Origin of the sequence: Allobosea sp. Root670, from assembly GCF_001429415.1 — a bacterium.
In the GTDB taxonomy this organism is placed as follows: Bacteria; Pseudomonadota; Alphaproteobacteria; order Rhizobiales; family Beijerinckiaceae; genus Allobosea; species Allobosea robiniae.
Map to the genome: position 1 here is coordinate 1 of NZ_LMJU01000020.1, position 15,273 is coordinate 15,273.

15 protein-coding genes and 2 pseudogenes are annotated in these 15,273 nt (G+C 61.1%); 3 read left to right on the forward strand and 14 right to left on the reverse strand.

The features are described from left to right. The first annotated feature begins 103 nt into the window (after positions 1 to 103). A complete protein-coding gene (gene terL, locus ASE61_RS26155) occupies positions 104 to 508 on the forward strand; it encodes a phage terminase large subunit (RefSeq protein WP_082617694.1) in 405 nt (134 codons plus the stop codon). Here terL and ASE61_RS26710 read toward each other — a convergent pair. The 10 genes and pseudogenes from ASE61_RS26710 to ASE61_RS23760 all read right to left on the reverse strand — a co-directional run bounded on the left by ASE61_RS26710 (position 505) and on the right by ASE61_RS23760 (position 7,516). Further along, positions 505 to 1,113: a hypothetical protein gene (locus ASE61_RS26710; RefSeq protein WP_156407210.1), complete on the reverse strand. Its 609-nt coding sequence runs from the start codon at positions 1,111 to 1,113 to the stop codon at positions 505 to 507. The genes terL and ASE61_RS26710 overlap by 4 nt on opposite strands. Positions 1,114 to 1,948: 835 nt before the next feature. Then, positions 1,949 to 2,110 (reverse strand): annotated as a pseudogene (locus tag ASE61_RS27295) (HNH endonuclease); the annotation flags it as partial. Between the two features lie 8 nt (positions 2,111 to 2,118). Beyond that, positions 2,119 to 2,310, reverse strand: a pseudogene (locus ASE61_RS26165) (transposase); the annotation flags it as partial. Between the two features lie 97 nt (positions 2,311 to 2,407). After that, positions 2,408 to 3,103 (reverse strand): MarC family protein, encoded by a 696-nt coding sequence (locus ASE61_RS23730; protein ID WP_061971209.1) that lies wholly within the window; start codon positions 3,101 to 3,103, stop codon positions 2,408 to 2,410. 377 nt (positions 3,104 to 3,480) lie between these two features. After that, the gene (locus ASE61_RS23735; RefSeq protein ID WP_061971211.1) at positions 3,481 to 4,713 is read right to left on the reverse strand and encodes an HlyD family secretion protein; all 1,233 of its coding nucleotides are present in this window, start codon (positions 4,711 to 4,713) and stop codon (positions 3,481 to 3,483) included. Further along, entirely contained in the window at positions 4,706 to 5,158 is a 453-nt protein-coding gene (locus tag ASE61_RS23740) for a hypothetical protein (protein WP_061971212.1), read from the reverse strand. The genes ASE61_RS23735 and ASE61_RS23740 overlap by 8 nt, the downstream gene beginning before the upstream one ends. A gap of 105 nt (positions 5,159 to 5,263) precedes the next feature. Then, entirely contained in the window at positions 5,264 to 6,046 is a 783-nt protein-coding gene (ppk2, locus tag ASE61_RS23745; RefSeq protein ID WP_061971214.1) for a polyphosphate kinase 2, read from the reverse strand. 17 nt (positions 6,047 to 6,063) lie between these two features. Beyond that, on the reverse strand, positions 6,064 to 6,552 hold the full coding sequence (locus tag ASE61_RS23750; protein ID WP_061971216.1) for a hypothetical protein: 489 nt from the start codon (positions 6,550 to 6,552) through the stop codon (positions 6,064 to 6,066). Between the two features lie 77 nt (positions 6,553 to 6,629). Then, entirely contained in the window at positions 6,630 to 7,199 is a 570-nt protein-coding gene (locus tag ASE61_RS23755) for a hypothetical protein (protein WP_156407211.1), read from the reverse strand. 47 nt (positions 7,200 to 7,246) lie between these two features. After that, complete coding sequence (locus tag ASE61_RS23760) at positions 7,247 to 7,516, reverse strand: hypothetical protein (protein WP_061971219.1); 270 nt, start codon at positions 7,514 to 7,516, stop codon at positions 7,247 to 7,249. A gap of 177 nt (positions 7,517 to 7,693) precedes the next feature. Here ASE61_RS23760 and ASE61_RS23765 point away from each other — a divergent pair, with 177 nt between their 5' ends. Continuing rightward, positions 7,694 to 9,457, forward strand: a complete 1,764-nt coding sequence (locus tag ASE61_RS23765; RefSeq protein WP_061971541.1) for a hypothetical protein — start codon at positions 7,694 to 7,696, stop codon at positions 9,455 to 9,457. Between the two features lie 218 nt (positions 9,458 to 9,675). Here ASE61_RS23765 and ASE61_RS23770 read toward each other — a convergent pair whose 3' ends face one another. Beyond that, on the reverse strand, positions 9,676 to 10,017 hold the full coding sequence (locus tag ASE61_RS23770; RefSeq protein ID WP_061971221.1) for a hypothetical protein: 342 nt from the start codon (positions 10,015 to 10,017) through the stop codon (positions 9,676 to 9,678). 191 nt (positions 10,018 to 10,208) lie between these two features. Here ASE61_RS23770 and ASE61_RS23775 point away from each other — a divergent pair, with 191 nt between their 5' ends. Further along, positions 10,209 to 10,832: a response regulator transcription factor gene (locus ASE61_RS23775; protein ID WP_061971223.1), complete on the forward strand. Its 624-nt coding sequence runs from the start codon at positions 10,209 to 10,211 to the stop codon at positions 10,830 to 10,832. A gap of 133 nt (positions 10,833 to 10,965) precedes the next feature. On the opposite strand, the gene ASE61_RS23780 is transcribed toward ASE61_RS23775, so the two are convergent. The 3 genes from ASE61_RS23780 to ASE61_RS23800 form a co-directional block, all read right to left on the reverse strand. Further along, positions 10,966 to 12,636, reverse strand: a complete 1,671-nt coding sequence (locus ASE61_RS23780; protein ID WP_061971225.1) for a SulP family inorganic anion transporter — start codon at positions 12,634 to 12,636, stop codon at positions 10,966 to 10,968. Between the two features lie 76 nt (positions 12,637 to 12,712). Next, on the reverse strand, positions 12,713 to 14,239 hold the full coding sequence (locus tag ASE61_RS26170; RefSeq protein WP_162260143.1) for a CHAD domain-containing protein: 1,527 nt from the start codon (positions 14,237 to 14,239) through the stop codon (positions 12,713 to 12,715). Between the two features lie 91 nt (positions 14,240 to 14,330). After that, positions 14,331 to 15,266 (reverse strand): DUF2950 domain-containing protein, encoded by a 936-nt coding sequence (locus ASE61_RS23800; protein ID WP_061971232.1) that lies wholly within the window; start codon positions 15,264 to 15,266, stop codon positions 14,331 to 14,333. Positions 15,267 to 15,273 lie beyond the last annotated feature (7 nt).

Sequence of the window (15,273 nt, forward strand, 5' to 3'; positions counted from 1 at the left end):
GTTCGCCCTCAAATCCATGCTGGAAAAACAGGCCGCCTGAGGCCAGAAATGAAACCCAGGACTCTCCCTCAGACCGGAGGAGAAAAGGGTCTCAGGTCACTACCTGCTCGATGTCTATCGGGCTCGCCTGGAGTTTCCTGCGCTCAGGCGTCAAGTGATAACCCTCGCAGGGCAGTGGCAGGCCAAGTACGTTTGCATTGAGGACGCCTCATCGGGGCAGTCCTTGCTGCAAGATTTGAATCAGAGCCGAGCCATGCCCTCCGGCTGCTATCTTCAACCGATCAAACCCGATCTCGACAAGATCGAGCGTGCGGAAGCGGCTTCAATCGCAATCGAAGCCGGCCGCGTCCATCTGCCCACCGAAGCTCCTTGGCTCGCCAACCTGAAGAAGGAAATCCGGGACTTTCCGCGAGGCCATGACGACCAGGTCGACAGCATGGCGCAGCTCATCCATTTCGTTGAGACGCGGAAAATTTATGCCACGGAATTCAAGGTGAGGTGGTATTAACCAACCGCAGGAAGACGGATATAGCATCGGCTTACTGCAGACGTCGCGCATGCGCAGAAACAATCTTCTGTGCTTCGTCGAGAGGGCCAGAAATGGCCTCGAGTTTCTTGCGGAAGGCCTCCCCGCGGTTTAATCGCCTCAAGCAGCTGAATCGCGAGATCCTCGCCATACTTCTTGAGCACGAACTCCCAGAAGTGTTGCATATCAACATAGTAGCGGAGCTTCGACACCCGATTGAGAAGCGCCTTTGGCGTGACATTGAACTCGGCGGCCAGCTGATCGGCGGCCCATTCTGCTGGAGAGCGCCCTTCCCTGTTCTCCGCCGAGGGCGGCGCAAGACGCAGTCGGAAATATTTTGCGACAATGATCATGTTGTCATGGTCGATGGCTTCAGATGTAATCTTTCTCTTGCGACCCCGTGAACTGCGTCGTCTTGTCTGCGGGAAGTTGGAGATATAGACGCGCAATGTGGGGCAAAATTCCTCAGGTTGATACTCCGACTGCAAGCTTTCGACTTGTTCAAGAGACAGATCACGGCCTTGCAACAATAAGCTAACAGCTAAAATATGAGGGAGTTGATCAAAAGATCCTTGCAAACCGAGCATGTTTAAGCTCCTTGCTAGATAATTCATGCTATAACTTGTCAGTATATATTTTACTAATTTATCCTGGAAACGATTTATAATCAATACATCGCCATCGCCTTCCCGCGGGAAGAAAGATAAGCGGCGTCCCCCCTTCACCTTTCCGACCGCATTCTGACCGACGATGCCCGCAATTCTTTTTGCGCCTCTACACATGACGATTCTAAGGCTTGCGCTAAATTCAGGGCGCGGAGCCGGTTTGGCGGCTCGAGGTCTTCACCGGCGCTTGACGTCGGCAGGCTTGTCAGACGACGACAAGCGCGGATTGTTGCGTCGAGCCATGCTTGAGCGAGCCATGTTTGAGCATGAATTTCTTTGCTGACGATGGACCGGTTAGCTCGCGACAGCGGCGCCGCGGGCGCGAGCGAGATCGCGCGCGGCTCTGGCCGGCATCGGGCATTCTTCCACGAAGAGTTTGCGAGTCCGCAAGGCGTTCCGGATTGATCTCCTGAGAGGTCCATCGTGATATATACCTTCTTATGGGCGCCAAAGCGCTCCGAGGCGGCCGACCTGCAGGGACTTAATCTACGGCAAAGTCGCGAAGCGCAGAGCGCATGCGCGGCCGGAGCACATTTTTGAAGGCATTCGTGCGCTCCTGAAGCCAAGCGAGTGCCAACGCCCGGTCCTCCGGGTTCTCGAGGTCCTTTACGGTGAGCCCTGAGCAATTTCTGGCCGTTCGCCTTCAAAATCGATCGTGACCTCAGCGCCCGCACTCCTCGCTCGGCTACCGAGCACGGCTCGAGTTGAGTTCCTCTCGGCGTGCTAGCACTCCAACGGCGGGAGTTACCAGGAACTCGCGTTCGAACATCCAATGAGCCGTTCCGGAATGCGCGATGCCGTTGTTGACGATGTCAGGGCCGCTCGCCTCGACCGGCCGGATGTGCGCGGCGTCGACCTCAGCACGACCGCCTCCGTTGATCAGCTTGAGGCCGGTGATAACGCAGCGCTCATCATAGGCGCCGACACGAAATGGATCGGTAGCATCTGCCAGCCGCGGTTCGAACGCACCAGATAGCGCACCGCGTTGATCACTTCTCGAAACTCGACCTCGCGTGGACGGCCGTGCCGCCTGGGCGCAGGCATCAGTGGCGCCATCTGCTCCCATTCCTCATCCGTCAAATCCAACGGATAGCGCTTCGTCCTCCGACGATTGGCCATTCGGCGCCGCTGCTATGGCGTCCGCGTCCAGAGCTTGGATCATAACCCGGGCCCGCAGGAATTCCACGACACGCGATTTTTCAGTCAGAGAGGACTCTTAGCCGATCGGCTTGGATCCGGCCCGGATTGATTCGGGGTGGAACACTGAGATGAGGAGCTCGCTCATCCCCGACCATAGGATTTGCACGCCTAACGTGAAGAGAATGAATGCGGTTAAACGCACGGCAATGTCGGTTCCGCCCTGACCGAGCACCCTTCGAATCCGATCGGCGTACGAAAAGCAGAGCCATATTGTGAAAGCGATGACCACGATGGCGGCAAGACTGGCGAACATGAACAGCACCTCATCGGCCGGCTCCGAGAACGTCGCCCTCGAAATACCAATGCTGATTACCACCGCGATTGTGCCCGGTCCTGTAGTGAGGGGCAGTGTCAATGGATAGAACGCCAGGCTAAGCGGATCCGCTGGATGTGCGGCGTCGGGTGACGCCTCGATTTCCTTGTGGCTTCCCCTATTGAGGAGATTCCAGCCGGATACCGCGACGATGAATCCACCCGCCACGCGCAAAACCGATATTGAGATCCCATAGAACTGCAGGATCAGCGCACCAAGCAGAAAGGAGCACACGAGGACGAGCAAGGAGTTGACTGCGACCCGTCGGGCCAATGCGCGCCGAGTATGGGGTGTCAATGTGCCTGTCAGCCCGATGAACACGAGTGCGGTTCCCGGTGGATTTACCACCGGGAAGATGGCGGCAAGCACCACAAGAAAAGTATTGATCCATATCTGCATATGTCGCGCCTCCAGCGGAGATCCTCTCTGCAAGCTCAGCTTTATTCTAGATCTTGCCCTTTCCGGCCTCTGCGGGTAGTCGGGCCCAGGCTGCGTTTTCATCGCGAGCCAGGCGTGTAGATCCGCAAACTGGGTGCGGGCTGTGCCAACGGCGGTTTTCACCGACATGGCACAGGCGACGCTGGGCGAGCGATCCAATGTCGACTGGATGGGCCTTATCGCCAACGATTCGGGGGGCGGGCGGAAAAAACGCCATACCGCCATCCAACGATGATCTTAATCGTCGTTCACGAGATCTTGCGACCGATTGTGATCGGACCATCGGGCCACGCTCAACACGGCCAGCCCGCACGGACTAGCCCAGCGGTAATATACTCTCAATGACCGCCGAAAACGAGCATCTGGATCGGCAGCACGAGGGCCTGAATGCGTAGCAGGAGGGCGTGAACGAGTCCCACCGCGTCCACGGCATGGAGCACAATCTTTCGCCCCGTGGAAAGCTTCCCCGAGGCGATCAGTTCGTGGTTGCTGGAATAGGCGTTGGCGATGCAACTGCTGCCGGGCGTAACGCCATCGAGCCCGCCGGCGTGGAGCGGCTCCAGGAATGCCAGCAGCGTGCCCGGCTTCGAAACCTGCTGCACGTCAACCAATTGCTCGCCACTGCGCAGTTGGCCAGCAGCTATGAAATCCTGCATTTGCGTCACCACCATCGGAATGACGACCCAGGGCTTCGACAGGCAGGCCACTTCGGCAACCATGCCAACCTTCATGATCTGCGCCTCGATCTGGGAGAACCCGGCCTGGAGCGCGATGCGCCCGGCTCCCTGGGGGATCAGCACGCCAGCCGGGCGCATGAAGGGATTGACGATATCGCCGACGCGCAGCGTGAATTGCTCGACACGTCCGTTCACTCCTGCCCTGATGATCGTCTTGTCGAGATCGGTCTGAGCCTGCGCAAGAGCGGCTTCGGCGCTCGCTCTCTCGGCAGGGAGCAAGGTCGTGATACGGGCCTGTGCCGCCTCCTTGGTCGCGATGACGGCCGCCAGGGCGGCCTCGCGTCCCGCCGTCAGGTTCTCGAGCCGTTCGATCTCGCGCCGCGCGACGATATCGTCGTTACGGCGCCGGAGTTCCTGCTTGGTCTCGAGTTCGTCCAATGCCTGCTTGTGCTGCGCCCTGGCCTCCTGGATCTTACCTTCGTCGGCGAGGATCTCCGCCTGCGCCACGACGATCCCGGCCTCCACCTCGACGATTTTGCGCCGTGCCACCTCAAAGGCGGCCACCTGCTTGCTGCTGTCCAGCCGGAAAATCGGTTCCCCCTCGGCGACGGTGCCGCTGATCCCGATATGGACCTCGGCGACGCGCCCGTTCGTTTCTGAAACGATGGGTACGGCGCGGAACATCACGACAGCGTTGGTCGTCGAGGGATGATTGTAGAAGATCACCGTGATCAGGCCGATCGTCAGCATCAGACAGGCCGTGATGCCCCACCTCAGCTCGAACCAAACCGAATAGAAGGTGATCTCCTTACCGAGCCGCTTGCCCTGCCGGTACCGCCTGTAGAGGTAGTCTGGGACGATGGTGAGCAACGAGCAGATCAGAAGCTCAAGCATGGGTCGACTCCATGCGTTTGGTGGGAGGTTCCGCGTTCGCGGCATGCCCGGAGGCAGTTGGCACCTGTGCTTCGTCGCCTTCGGCCGCAGCTCCGCGCGCCCGCCTGCCCGCGATGCGTTCGAGGGCGTGCGCCATCCTGCCGAACAACCCCGAGAAATCAGGGATATCAATCAGCGCCAGAATCAGGCCCGCAACCCAGAACAGGTGCACATGGGTGAAGAGTGCGAGCAGGCCGAGCACGGCCACGATCTCGAACTGAAGCTTCTGAGACTTGTGCGCCATGCGCTCCGGTAAGGTGTGCAGCCGTAGGAAAAGCAAGCCGACGCCTAGCACAGCTGCAACGAGGATGGCTGCGGTGACGACCATGAGGGTGTCGCTCTCGCCTGGCGCAGTGATGAAAGCCGGCAGATGGTGCGGCGCCAAGCGGTGAAGGCCAGCGTCCACGGATGCACTCCCGTTCCAAGAAAGAAATCGCGCCAAGGTCAACGGCGGCCTGATCTTACCGCAGGCGGCAATGCGGCCCCGCGGTCCGCGCCGTAGAACTATGCGTCACCCTATCCAGTTTCTCGCGAAATCAACATCATCGTAACCGTCGGGTTTCTGCCTCTTTGGGAGCTTTATCTTGTCCCGGCGCGGCGCATCATAAGGAACGGAGCTGAGAATATGAGAGATGATATTGAGCCGAGCGGCGCGTTTGTCATCGGAATGGACAGCGTACCATGGTGCCCATGCCGTATCGCTGGCGCGGAACATCTCGTCACGGGCGCGTGAGTAATCGTACCAGCGCGAATATGCCTTGAGGTCCATGGGGGAAAGCTTCCATATCTTCCTGGGATCGGTGATGCGCTCCTGCATCCGGCGCGTCTGCTCCTCCTGGCCAACTTCGAGCCAGTATTTCAGCAGGATCGTGCCGGAATCGACGATAGCCTTCTCGACGCCGGACACGCTCTGGAGAAACCCCTTGGCCTGCTCCTCGGTGCAGAACCCCATGACGCGTTCGACACCAGCCCTATTATACCAGCTGCGATCGAAGATCACGATTTCGCCGGCTGCCGGAAGGTGCGGCAGATAACGCTGGACATACATCTGCGAGCGCTCGCGCTCTGTGGGGGGCGGCAGGGCCACGACCCGGAACACCCGTGGGCTCACCCGCTCCGTGATCGCTTTGATGGCGCCGCCTTTGCCCGCGCCGTCGCGCCCTTCGAAGACGATGCAAACCTTCCCACCGGCATGCTTCGTCCACTCTTGGAGTTCGACCAGCTCTTCATGCAGGTCCCGTAGCTTCCGCTCATACAGCTTTCGCTTAACGGGATCGCTGGCATTGGCTTTCATGCAAGCCTCCGTCTGCTCTAGGACCAGCTCAGATAGAACGCGACGTCGCCCGGCAGTCCGCCCGGCCAGTCGATGATCATGGCCCGAAGCTTGTACTTGGCGGGTTGAAGATGCTCCTTCCAGAATTCGTAGGCCTGCAGCGGTCGCCCGGTGAGAGTCGTCGGCCAATCGACCTCGGTATTGTTGATCGCGCGGCCTGCGTCCGTGCAGAGCGCGCTCGGAAAACGCATGACGAGGACTTCCGTCTCCCCGCGCCCGGCTGCCGCTCGAGTTTTGTTCGCCAGGCTGTGCTTTATCTCCGCGACCTTCTCGGGCGTGACAGCGATCTCGTTCTGTAATGTAGCGACGAGCTTCCGCCGCGCCTCCTCGGCCTTGTCCATGGCTCCCAATACTTTGGATGCCTTGGCGATTTCGAACTCCGTCATGTAGGCGCGAAGGTCATCGGCTGACATGAAACTCTCGTCACCGAGCGTTTCCGCGTCGAGCTTCCGGCTGGCGATCGACATCGCTTGCGTCTCCCTCATTGAGCACCGTCGCCGCACACAGACCACTTGTGACCCGCATGCGGCGGAGACCGGCGATCTTAGTACTTCTGGAAGTGGAAACCTTCGGCGAACGTCAGTTCGACCATGTCGCCGCGCCTTAGGCGCCTGAGATCCTCCTTGATCATTGGATCGACCACCGTCAGCGAGCGCGGACCCGCCGGTCCGACATAATTCACGAGGCTAGTGGCAGGATCGAACCGCTCGAACCTGGCCGTCAGCGTCAGCGAGCGAACGACAAATTTGTCCGGCAGGTTCTGGAAGGGAGGCCCACTGACCGCTTCGGTGTAGATGATACTTGGCCTGGCTCCCTTGCGGGCGCGCCTGGCGCCCACGATCACGCCTTCGACGCGCCGGATCTCGACCCGGTCACCCGGCTGGATGTTCCGCAGATTGCCGAACACCTCCGGCACCGCGACATGCCATGTTTGGCGGCCTTGCCGGACGACCACGATGCGTTCGGCAGCTTGGACATCAACGACATCGACATTGAGTTGCTCGACCTCGACCGGACCGACACCGGCGACGATCACGGTCTGGCTGGTCACCGTCGGATAGGACGCGCAGCCAGCAAGGCCCATCGCCAGAGCGATTGCGAAAATCCAGCTCACTTGCTTCGACATTTGAACTCTCCGCATCATTTTAGGAGCAATTGGCTTCAAACTTGGTCTTTGCCTCCGGACTTGGCTTTCCCATCGAGAATGGCCTGTCGGAGTTCGGCTCCGAGGCCTTCGACGAGTAGCCTATACTCAGCGCAGTGGGCTGCCCCGTGTGGGGTCTTAGACTTCTCCCACAGCCGGAGCGCCTGCTCCGCATCGGCAAAATCCCCGCACAAGGTGCGGAAGCTTTCACTACGTAGCGCCAGTTCCTTGATCGCTGTCTTGTATTTCGGCAGAAACTGAATGGCGGCTAGAATTCCCGAATCCATCGGATCAGGCCCCCGCGGAGATCCAATGATATCTGGCCAGCCGGAATAAATGGGAGTAACTTACGGGAGGTTACACTGATACGAATACAATTGTAGTTGCTTTTTTATTTTTTTTGGCTCGGAGGCGACGCTATGGAGCGGCAACGGTCCGGGAATCCGAGCGGCGAAGACAGCAGCATGCATGCTGTACCCGAGCCGAACGAAAACGAAGTCCGCGCGCAGTTAAAGCTGATTTTGTCGAGTGCTGAGTTCAACGTACCTGATCGGCTTCGCAAGTTCCTGCTCTACGTTGTCAATGAGACGCTCGCCGGCAGGTCAGAACGTATCAAGGCCTATTCGATCGCGGTCGAGGTTTTCGGGCGGGATGCAAATCTGGACATTCAGAGCGACCCGGTCGTTCGTATCGAGGCGGGGCGGCTTAGACGTGCTCTGGAACGGTATTATTTTCTTGCCGGAAACTCCGACCTGGTCCTGATCGAAATCCCCAAAGGCGGCTATGTGCCTCGCTTCCACCAACGGGCGGCTCGCATAGAGCACGGAGAGCTCTCTCCGCGATCGGAGCCGCTCCGCAAACGAATCTTCAGCCTGTTGGTCGATGCATGGCGGTCGCATCCCTGGCTTACTGCCTCCGTGGCCGCGACGGCAGTGATCGCCGCTTTCTCGCTCCTCCCGGTGGAGGCGCCGTCGCCACCGTCCGCTTCCGCTACAGGCGCGGCCCAGCCTGAGCGGCCCTCCCTGATCGTCAAGCCTTTCGTGAACCTGTCGAGAACTCCCGACGGAGACTTCTACGCGGCCGGGCTCGGAGACGAGCTCCTGATGCAGCTCGCGCGCTTCAAGGAGCTGACAGTGTTCGGGCAGGAGACCTCGGGCGCGCTCCCGTCGGACGCCTCGGCTGCGGAAATTGGGCAGCGGTTCGGCAGCCGCTACGTCCTGGAGGGCGGGGTCCGCCTGTCGGAGGGCAAGCTCAGGGTGACCAGTCGCCTTCTCGACGGTGAAACATCCGCCATTGTCTGGTCCGGCGTCTATGATATCGGCCCGCAGATCAACGATATCATCGACATGCAAATGACGATTGCCGCGAAGGTCGCCACGACTGTCGCCCAACCTTACGGCATCATCTTCAGCGCGCCGCCGCGCGCGATGAGAGCACGGGGCGCACATAGCCTCGAAGCCTATCCGTGCACCTTTCGCTTTTATCGCTACCGCTCCGAGCTGAATCAGAGCGCGCATGCCGTGACACGCGGATGTCTGGAGCAGGTCACAGTGCACTACCCGGAGTATGCGACCGGCTGGGCGATGCTGGCTTATCTGTATCTTGACGAGGATCGCTTCCAACTGAACTCGCGTCCCGGCTCTCTGAAGCGGGCACGCGCGGCCGCCGAGCGTGCAGTTCGCATCGATCCGGAGGACGTCCGAGCGCTACAGGCACTAATGACGGTCCTGTACTTCAGCAAAGAACCCGGCGAGGCGCTCAAGGTCGGAGCCCAGGCGCTCGCGCTCAATCCAAACGATACCGAACTGCTCGGCGAGTTCGGCAGTCGCGTGGCCCAAGCTGGGGACTGGGCGCGCGGGGCGGCCATGCTCAAGGAGGCGATGGCCAAAAATCCAGGCCATTCCGATTATTACATCGGGCTTTTGGCACTAGCCGCCTACATGCAAGGCGACGATTCGCGAGCAGCCGATCTCATTCGCCGCGCCAATCTGCGCCAGTTTTCGATCTATCAATTCGTCGCCGCACTCATCTTCGCCCGCCTGGGGCTGGAGGCGGAGACAGCGCAATGGCGCGCCGAGTTCTTGAAGCTCCGCCCGGGCTTCTTCGACGATTTCGACGGCGAACTCGATAAGCGCAATTTCAATCCGCGAGATCGTGCCATCCTCATTCGTGGTGCCCTCCAGGCCGGCTTCCCGGTGCAACCGCGCTTGACGGCCGGGACGGAATAGCCTCCGGATTGCGCTTCGGACTGGTGCAGCAGCAAGCGCGCTCTGTAGCCAACCGTAACTTACTACCTGCGAAGTCGTTTCCGCGTTTGAGTTCTGCCTCAAGGGAAGCGCAAGAGCAGGCGAGCGTCGGGCTTGGGCAGGCGGCCCTGGCTGCAGGCCGCCGCACTCAGCGTTCCCGAAATGGTGTTTCCACAAATGGGCGTCACGCCTCGCGGCACCTATGCCTCATTCAGGGATGCACCGGACGCGGAGAACTCGATGATCGCAGAAAACGGGCGCCTACTCATGTTCATCTTGACCTTGGCATCGATCCCGCTGCAGGGCGCGCGGTCGGCGAGTATCGATTTCCAGGGGGCTTGGCTTGAGGAGACCGCGTCCTGCCCCAGCGTTTTCATCGCCAGGCCGAAATCTATCGGTTTCCGGCAGCCGGCAAGCGCCTTTGCACCGGCCTTCATTGTCAATGGCAAACGATTGTCGACACCACTCGCGACCTGTCGGATCGTCGACGTAAGCCCCAATGGACCACGACAGGTCTTACGTCTGAACTGCACGACCTCCATTGCGACCAATTCTGCGCGCGCCGTGTTCGCGCGTTCCGAGGACGGAGGACGGAGGACTCTATCGTTACCACGCGCTGGATGGCGGCATCGCGACCAAATACCGCCTCTGCAGCCGGGAGGCCCTGCAGGCGCCTTGAGGCGCAAGCGCTCTCCGGTGCTGGACGAACCGCCTGCAAATCGGGGGATTAGCCATGTCCGCTCTCATACATGTCGTCGACGACGACACGGCATCTCAGGCCGGTATTGACCATATGCTCCAAGCCTGGGGCTATCGGACCAAAGCCTATAGCAGCGCCGACGAGATTCTGAAGCTGACACCTGACGGCGAAAGCGTAGGCTGCATCGTCGTTGGCATGCAAACCTATGACACGGCTGCGCCCGATCTCTTCGACCGGCTCAGTAAGGCCGGATCGAACCTCCCCGTCATCATTCTGACCGGCGAGTGCGACGTCCGCACTGGCGTCAGGGCCATCAAAGCCGGTGCCGAGGACTTCTTCACCAGGCCGGTCGAGCCCGAGGATTTGATCGGGGCGATCGATCGCGCGATCGCGCGACACCGCCTCTCCAGAGAACGGGAAGGCTGGACTCATGCCGTGATGGCCCGGCTGAGACAACTGACCCGGCGCGAGCGGCAGGTCTTCGACCTCATCGTGCGCGCCAAGATGAACAAGCAGGTCGCCTTCGAACTCGGCACAACCGAGCGAACCGTGAAGGCTCACCGCCATCAGGTCATGGAGAAAATGCAGGTCCACTCGGTGGTGGAGCTCGTATCCTGCGCCGAACGCCTCGGCCTGCTCCGCTCTGGCACGGTGTGAGCATAGCGATCTGGGCGGGCAGCGTTCGAAGGTGACCCGACGTCTCTCTGCTCCGGCAACTCGTCGCCACTGTCGACACGCTGGTCCGCAGATACGCACGGGGCTATAGCTCGGCGCCGCTTGGGCCGGGCCGTCATGGCCGATCGCTGGCGGTCGCTTCAACGGCATCCTCAAGATCTTCGAAGGCGAGCGCCGCCTCAGGGGGATCGAAGAAGCCGGCGCGCTGCAGGATATCCCTAGGCTCCTTGTGGAGTTCGGCAATTGCAAACGTCAGCCCCATTTCGGTCAGGTCGGCACGCAACTGTTGGAGCATCGCGGCTGCCGTCAAATCAATCTGCGCGACTGCGCTCGCATCGAGCACGAACCATGTCGTGCCCGGCAGCGCCGATTTTGCGACGTGTTCCAAGCGGCCACGGACGTAGTCCGCGTTGAAGAACAAAATGCTGCCCTGGACCATGAACAACACGAGCCCGGGTAGCGGCGTGGCATTCGGCGTCCTGTGCAGCTTGTAGAAACCCGGCCGGCCGCGAATGCGTCCAAGCAGCGCATCGCGTGGGCGCATCTCCTTGAGCAGGACGTGAAGCAGTGTGCCGGCAATGGCTATGACCACGCCGCTGAGCACGCCCAGGCTGATGGCGCCCCACATGCTGATGAGAGCGAAGGCGAACTCCATGCGGCTGACGCGCCAGATTTCCCGAAGGCCCTGGACGTCGATGAGGCTCACCGCGGCGAAGGCAAGGATCGCACCCAACGCCGGATTGGGCAGGAGTCTTAACGCATCGTTAAGATAAAGCAGCAGCGCCGTCAGGGCGAGGGCCGCCACCAGTCCCGCGAACTGCGAGCGGCCGCCGGCGGAAATGTTTGTTGCCGTGCGCGAATCCGTCACGGTGACTGGGAAACCACCGAACAGGCCGGAGAGAATGTTGCCGGCGCCAAGACCGGTCAGCTCGCGGTCAGCATCGACTTCGAACCTGTCTTTCGCCCCGAAGCTACGCGCCGCTACAAGACCGGAACTGACCCCGACCAGCCAGATCGCTCCGGCGCCGAGCAGCAGATCACCGATGGGCAGCGCGGTAATGTCTGGAAGGGAGAGCGCCGGCATCGTGTTCGGCAGGCTGCCGATGACCTTCATGCCGCGGCCTTCAAGATCGAAGAGGGCTGATGCCAACCCCGCCACGAAGACAACGACGAGCGGGCCTGGAATGGGTGAATGCAGGCGCGCCAGCAGCAGGAGTAACCCGAACATCGCAGCGCCGAACACCGCTGAGGGCCAGTGGATCAGACCCGCTTGCCGGACGATCTCGAGCAGCGGCAACACGAGTCCATCGGATTCGATGCGTAAGCCAGTCAATCGTCCGATCTGACCGATGAGGATGGAGATCGAGATACCACAGATGAAGCCGATTAAGATCGGCCGCGACAGGAAGGACGCCATGATGCCGAGCCCCAGCCTGCCCGCCAGAATGCACAGCGCCCCGACGATCAGAGCCAGCGCCGCGGCGGCGGCGACGCGGTCCGCCGGGCTGGCCACCGGCAGATTTGCCAGCGCCGCGGCGAGCACCGTCATGGTCGCCGCATCGGGCCCTACGATCAGCTTGCGCGACGGCCCGAACAGAGCATAGCCGACGAGTGGAAGGATGCTCGCATAAAGGCCGGCCTCGGCTGGCAGGCCCGCAATGGCGGGATAGGCAATGGCGCTGGGAATCGCCACGGCTGCGACGGCAAGGCCCGCTGTCACGTCGAAGCGCAGCCATTCCAGCCTGTAAGTTCGCATACCTCTCGGGACCAGAAATCTGTCGATCATTGGGCATCTCTCCGTGCGGAGCCGGCCGGGCCGCTCGGCGAAGCCTTCCACCGACCGCACGGCGTGCTCCCGGCTTCTAGCGCTTGCCCGGCAGCGACCGCACAATCGCGACGAGTTCGTCGCGAGTCGCGACCGCCCTGGCGAGGATCTCGGACCGATTCGGGCTGCAGGCTGCCGCCGCCAGGCCCGCGGCAAAAAGTTCGAGTCCAGCATTGCCCTCTCTCGCTCTGTCCCGGGCGTAGTCGAGCAACAGCGTATGGCCTGTCGCGCAATCATTGAGTTCCCCCAGAAGATCCTGAAGGCTCTGCAGTTTGGAGACGAGCTGCCGGCCCCTATGCTCCCCGACAATCGTCTGGAACGCCTCGGTCGCATAGCGCAGCTTTTTGGCTTCGATCCGGATGTCATGCTGCTCATCAGTCGCGCAGCTTTGCAGATGCCGGCTCGCCTTGAGAAACGCCGCGAGCCGGCGCCCCAAGCGAGCTTTGGCGAAGTCAGCCCAGGTGCTCTCGCGCAGGCGGGTTTGCTTTGACGTCGATGGCTCCGACCTCATCAGTTCGCCAAGTCTTTCCAGAAGCCAGAGACCGAAAGCCAACATCTCCGGGGACCGCACATGGGCGAGAACCTCATCGCGTACCTCGCGCCGCTTGACTTCGAACGCTTCGAGGAGGGCATCCACGCCCAGCGCACCCGGATTGTCCCGCCGCAATGGCACCAACATGCGATCGCAGAATACGTCGAATTCGCGGGCGCGGCCGAGGAACTGCGCCAGGTGGCGCAGCCGGGCGGGTAGATCCGCTCCTTCTGGACCGAGGACCGGCCTGCAGAAAGACAGGATGGCGCGCAATCGTCGGAGGCCAATGCGCACTTGATGCAATACGTTATGGTCACCGTCCGCCCGCAGCAGCGCGAGGTCGTCGAGGAGGGCGGCAGCGCAGTTTCGGCAGATGCCGTCGATCGCGTCCAGCGTCCTCATCTCGGCCTGCATGTCGCCATGGCGTTCGCCGACGGCGCAGCCTGGCTGCGGATGCAGAAGGCGGAACCCTTTTTCACCATGCGAGCGGAGAGAGAGGGTCGCAGGAAACACTTGGCCCAGCTCACGCGCGACATCGAAAAGGACCACAAAAGGTCCGGCGACGATCTCCAGCCGCAGTTCGCAAATGCGTTCCGCAGCCTGGCCTACCGAGATCGCGCCGGTGTCCAGGATTGCAACGATTCTGGCTCCTTCACGCTCGATCACGCATCTGCGACGGTGGATATCGGCGCTGAAGACCGGCATCAGCTTGGCGAGAGCCCTGCCAGCGAGGATGTCGACCAACGGCGTGCCTGCGATGGAGTCTTTGCTCGGGACGCCATCCGCGAGCGGTTTCGTCCAGTTGCGAGGCATGCGCAAGACGGAAGTCGGACTTGCCGCCGCGATGTGCTGGACTCGCTTTCCGCCCTGTGATCGCGTGCGCAGGCAATAGCCGGCGCCCAGTAGTTTCCCGGCAGCGGTATCGTAATAGACCGACTGGATGGTCTTTGCTCGGGACCCTCTTGACGCTCCGGCCGTCAGCAGGCGTTTAAGAATGCGTCGCGGATCATCGTCGTCGAGTTGCAGCCGCAACGTCCATGCTCCGTAACCATCGGCTGCATTGTGCCCCGGGGCGGACGTTGACGAGCGAGTGATCATGGCCGAACACCGGAACCCTGCCGCGCTACTGCTTTTCAGGCGTCACCTTTTCCCAGCTCTTGTCCGGGTTGAAGCTTTGTGTGCGGGCTGCAGTCCGAATAGTGCCGGGGCCAAGGTCTTTCTGGTAGACGGTCCCAGTGTGATTGAGCATGAAGCTCATCATCCCCGATCTACCATAATCCGCCGGATAGGCCAGAAGGCCGAACCCGCCGATCATCTTTCCGCCTACGACATAGTCGATCGCTCCGCCGGGTGCGGCTGGTCCCTGCCGCTTCAGAATCTTGAAATAATAGCCGTGGAATGGTTGTCGAATCTTGCCGACGCGGTAGCCCTCCGCGGCGGCATCGGCTGCAAGTTCACCCAGCGGACTCTGCTCTGCGCCCTGCGCACTTTCCCAATACAGGCCGTCCTTGGCACCAGCCTGGCTGAAAATCCTCTGTGCGTAAACGCCAGCGCCCTGACCACTTGGGTTCTTCGCCGCGTACTCGTTCTGTGCATCGAAGAAGGCGAGGCTGGCTTGCATAGCATTGAGTTCGTTACGGCCGATCCGACGCGCGATGATCTCCCTGCGACCAGCTTGCACGTCGAACCTCCAATCGTCGCCGGCGCGAACGATCGGAATGGGAAACGGGAATTCATCCTGCCCCACTAGAATGGTGGCCGTGTCGCCCTTCTCGCTGAGCGAATGCCGATTGTCATAGGCGGAGACGAAGCGCTGGCGGTCGCTCGCGTCGGCAACTGGATCGCCGGACGATAGGACGTCCCGCCCGGCCATTCCGAGAATCGTGTATAGTCGTTCGAGGTTGCTGCCGCGCGCCGCCTCCACAAGGGCCGTCGTGGCCTCTGCCGGCGACTTGAACGGTTCCTGAGCGTTTGCAACCGTCAGGGTGGCGAGAATGCCGATCGCGCTCCCGCAGAGCAGACGAACAGACAGACGTGACGCTGGCCATGCGATGATCATAGATGCG

Coding starts and splice junctions, on each gene's coding strand:
- ASE61_RS26710 (WP_156407210.1), bottom strand. CDS start 1,113: ATGCTCGGTTTGCAAGGATCTTTTGATCAACTCCCTCATATTTTAGCT.
- ASE61_RS23730 (WP_061971209.1), bottom strand. CDS start 3,103: ATGCAGATATGGATCAATACTTTTCTTGTGGTGCTTGCCGCCATCTTC.
- ASE61_RS23735 (WP_061971211.1), bottom strand. CDS start 4,713: ATGCTTGAGCTTCTGATCTGCTCGTTGCTCACCATCGTCCCAGACTAC.
- ppk2 (WP_061971214.1), bottom strand. CDS start 6,046: ATGAAAGCCAATGCCAGCGATCCCGTTAAGCGAAAGCTGTATGAGCGG.
- ASE61_RS23750 (WP_061971216.1), bottom strand. CDS start 6,552: ATGTCGATCGCCAGCCGGAAGCTCGACGCGGAAACGCTCGGTGACGAG.
- ASE61_RS23760 (WP_061971219.1), bottom strand. CDS start 7,516: ATGGATTCGGGAATTCTAGCCGCCATTCAGTTTCTGCCGAAATACAAG.
- ASE61_RS23765 (WP_061971541.1), top strand. CDS start 7,694: ATGCATGCTGTACCCGAGCCGAACGAAAACGAAGTCCGCGCGCAGTTA.
- ASE61_RS23770 (WP_061971221.1), bottom strand. CDS start 10,017: ATGGAGGTCGTGCAGTTCAGACGTAAGACCTGTCGTGGTCCATTGGGG.
- ASE61_RS23775 (WP_061971223.1), top strand. CDS start 10,209: ATGTCCGCTCTCATACATGTCGTCGACGACGACACGGCATCTCAGGCC.
- ASE61_RS23780 (WP_061971225.1), bottom strand. CDS start 12,636: ATGATCGACAGATTTCTGGTCCCGAGAGGTATGCGAACTTACAGGCTG.
- ASE61_RS23800 (WP_061971232.1), bottom strand. CDS start 15,266: ATGATCATCGCATGGCCAGCGTCACGTCTGTCTGTTCGTCTGCTCTGC.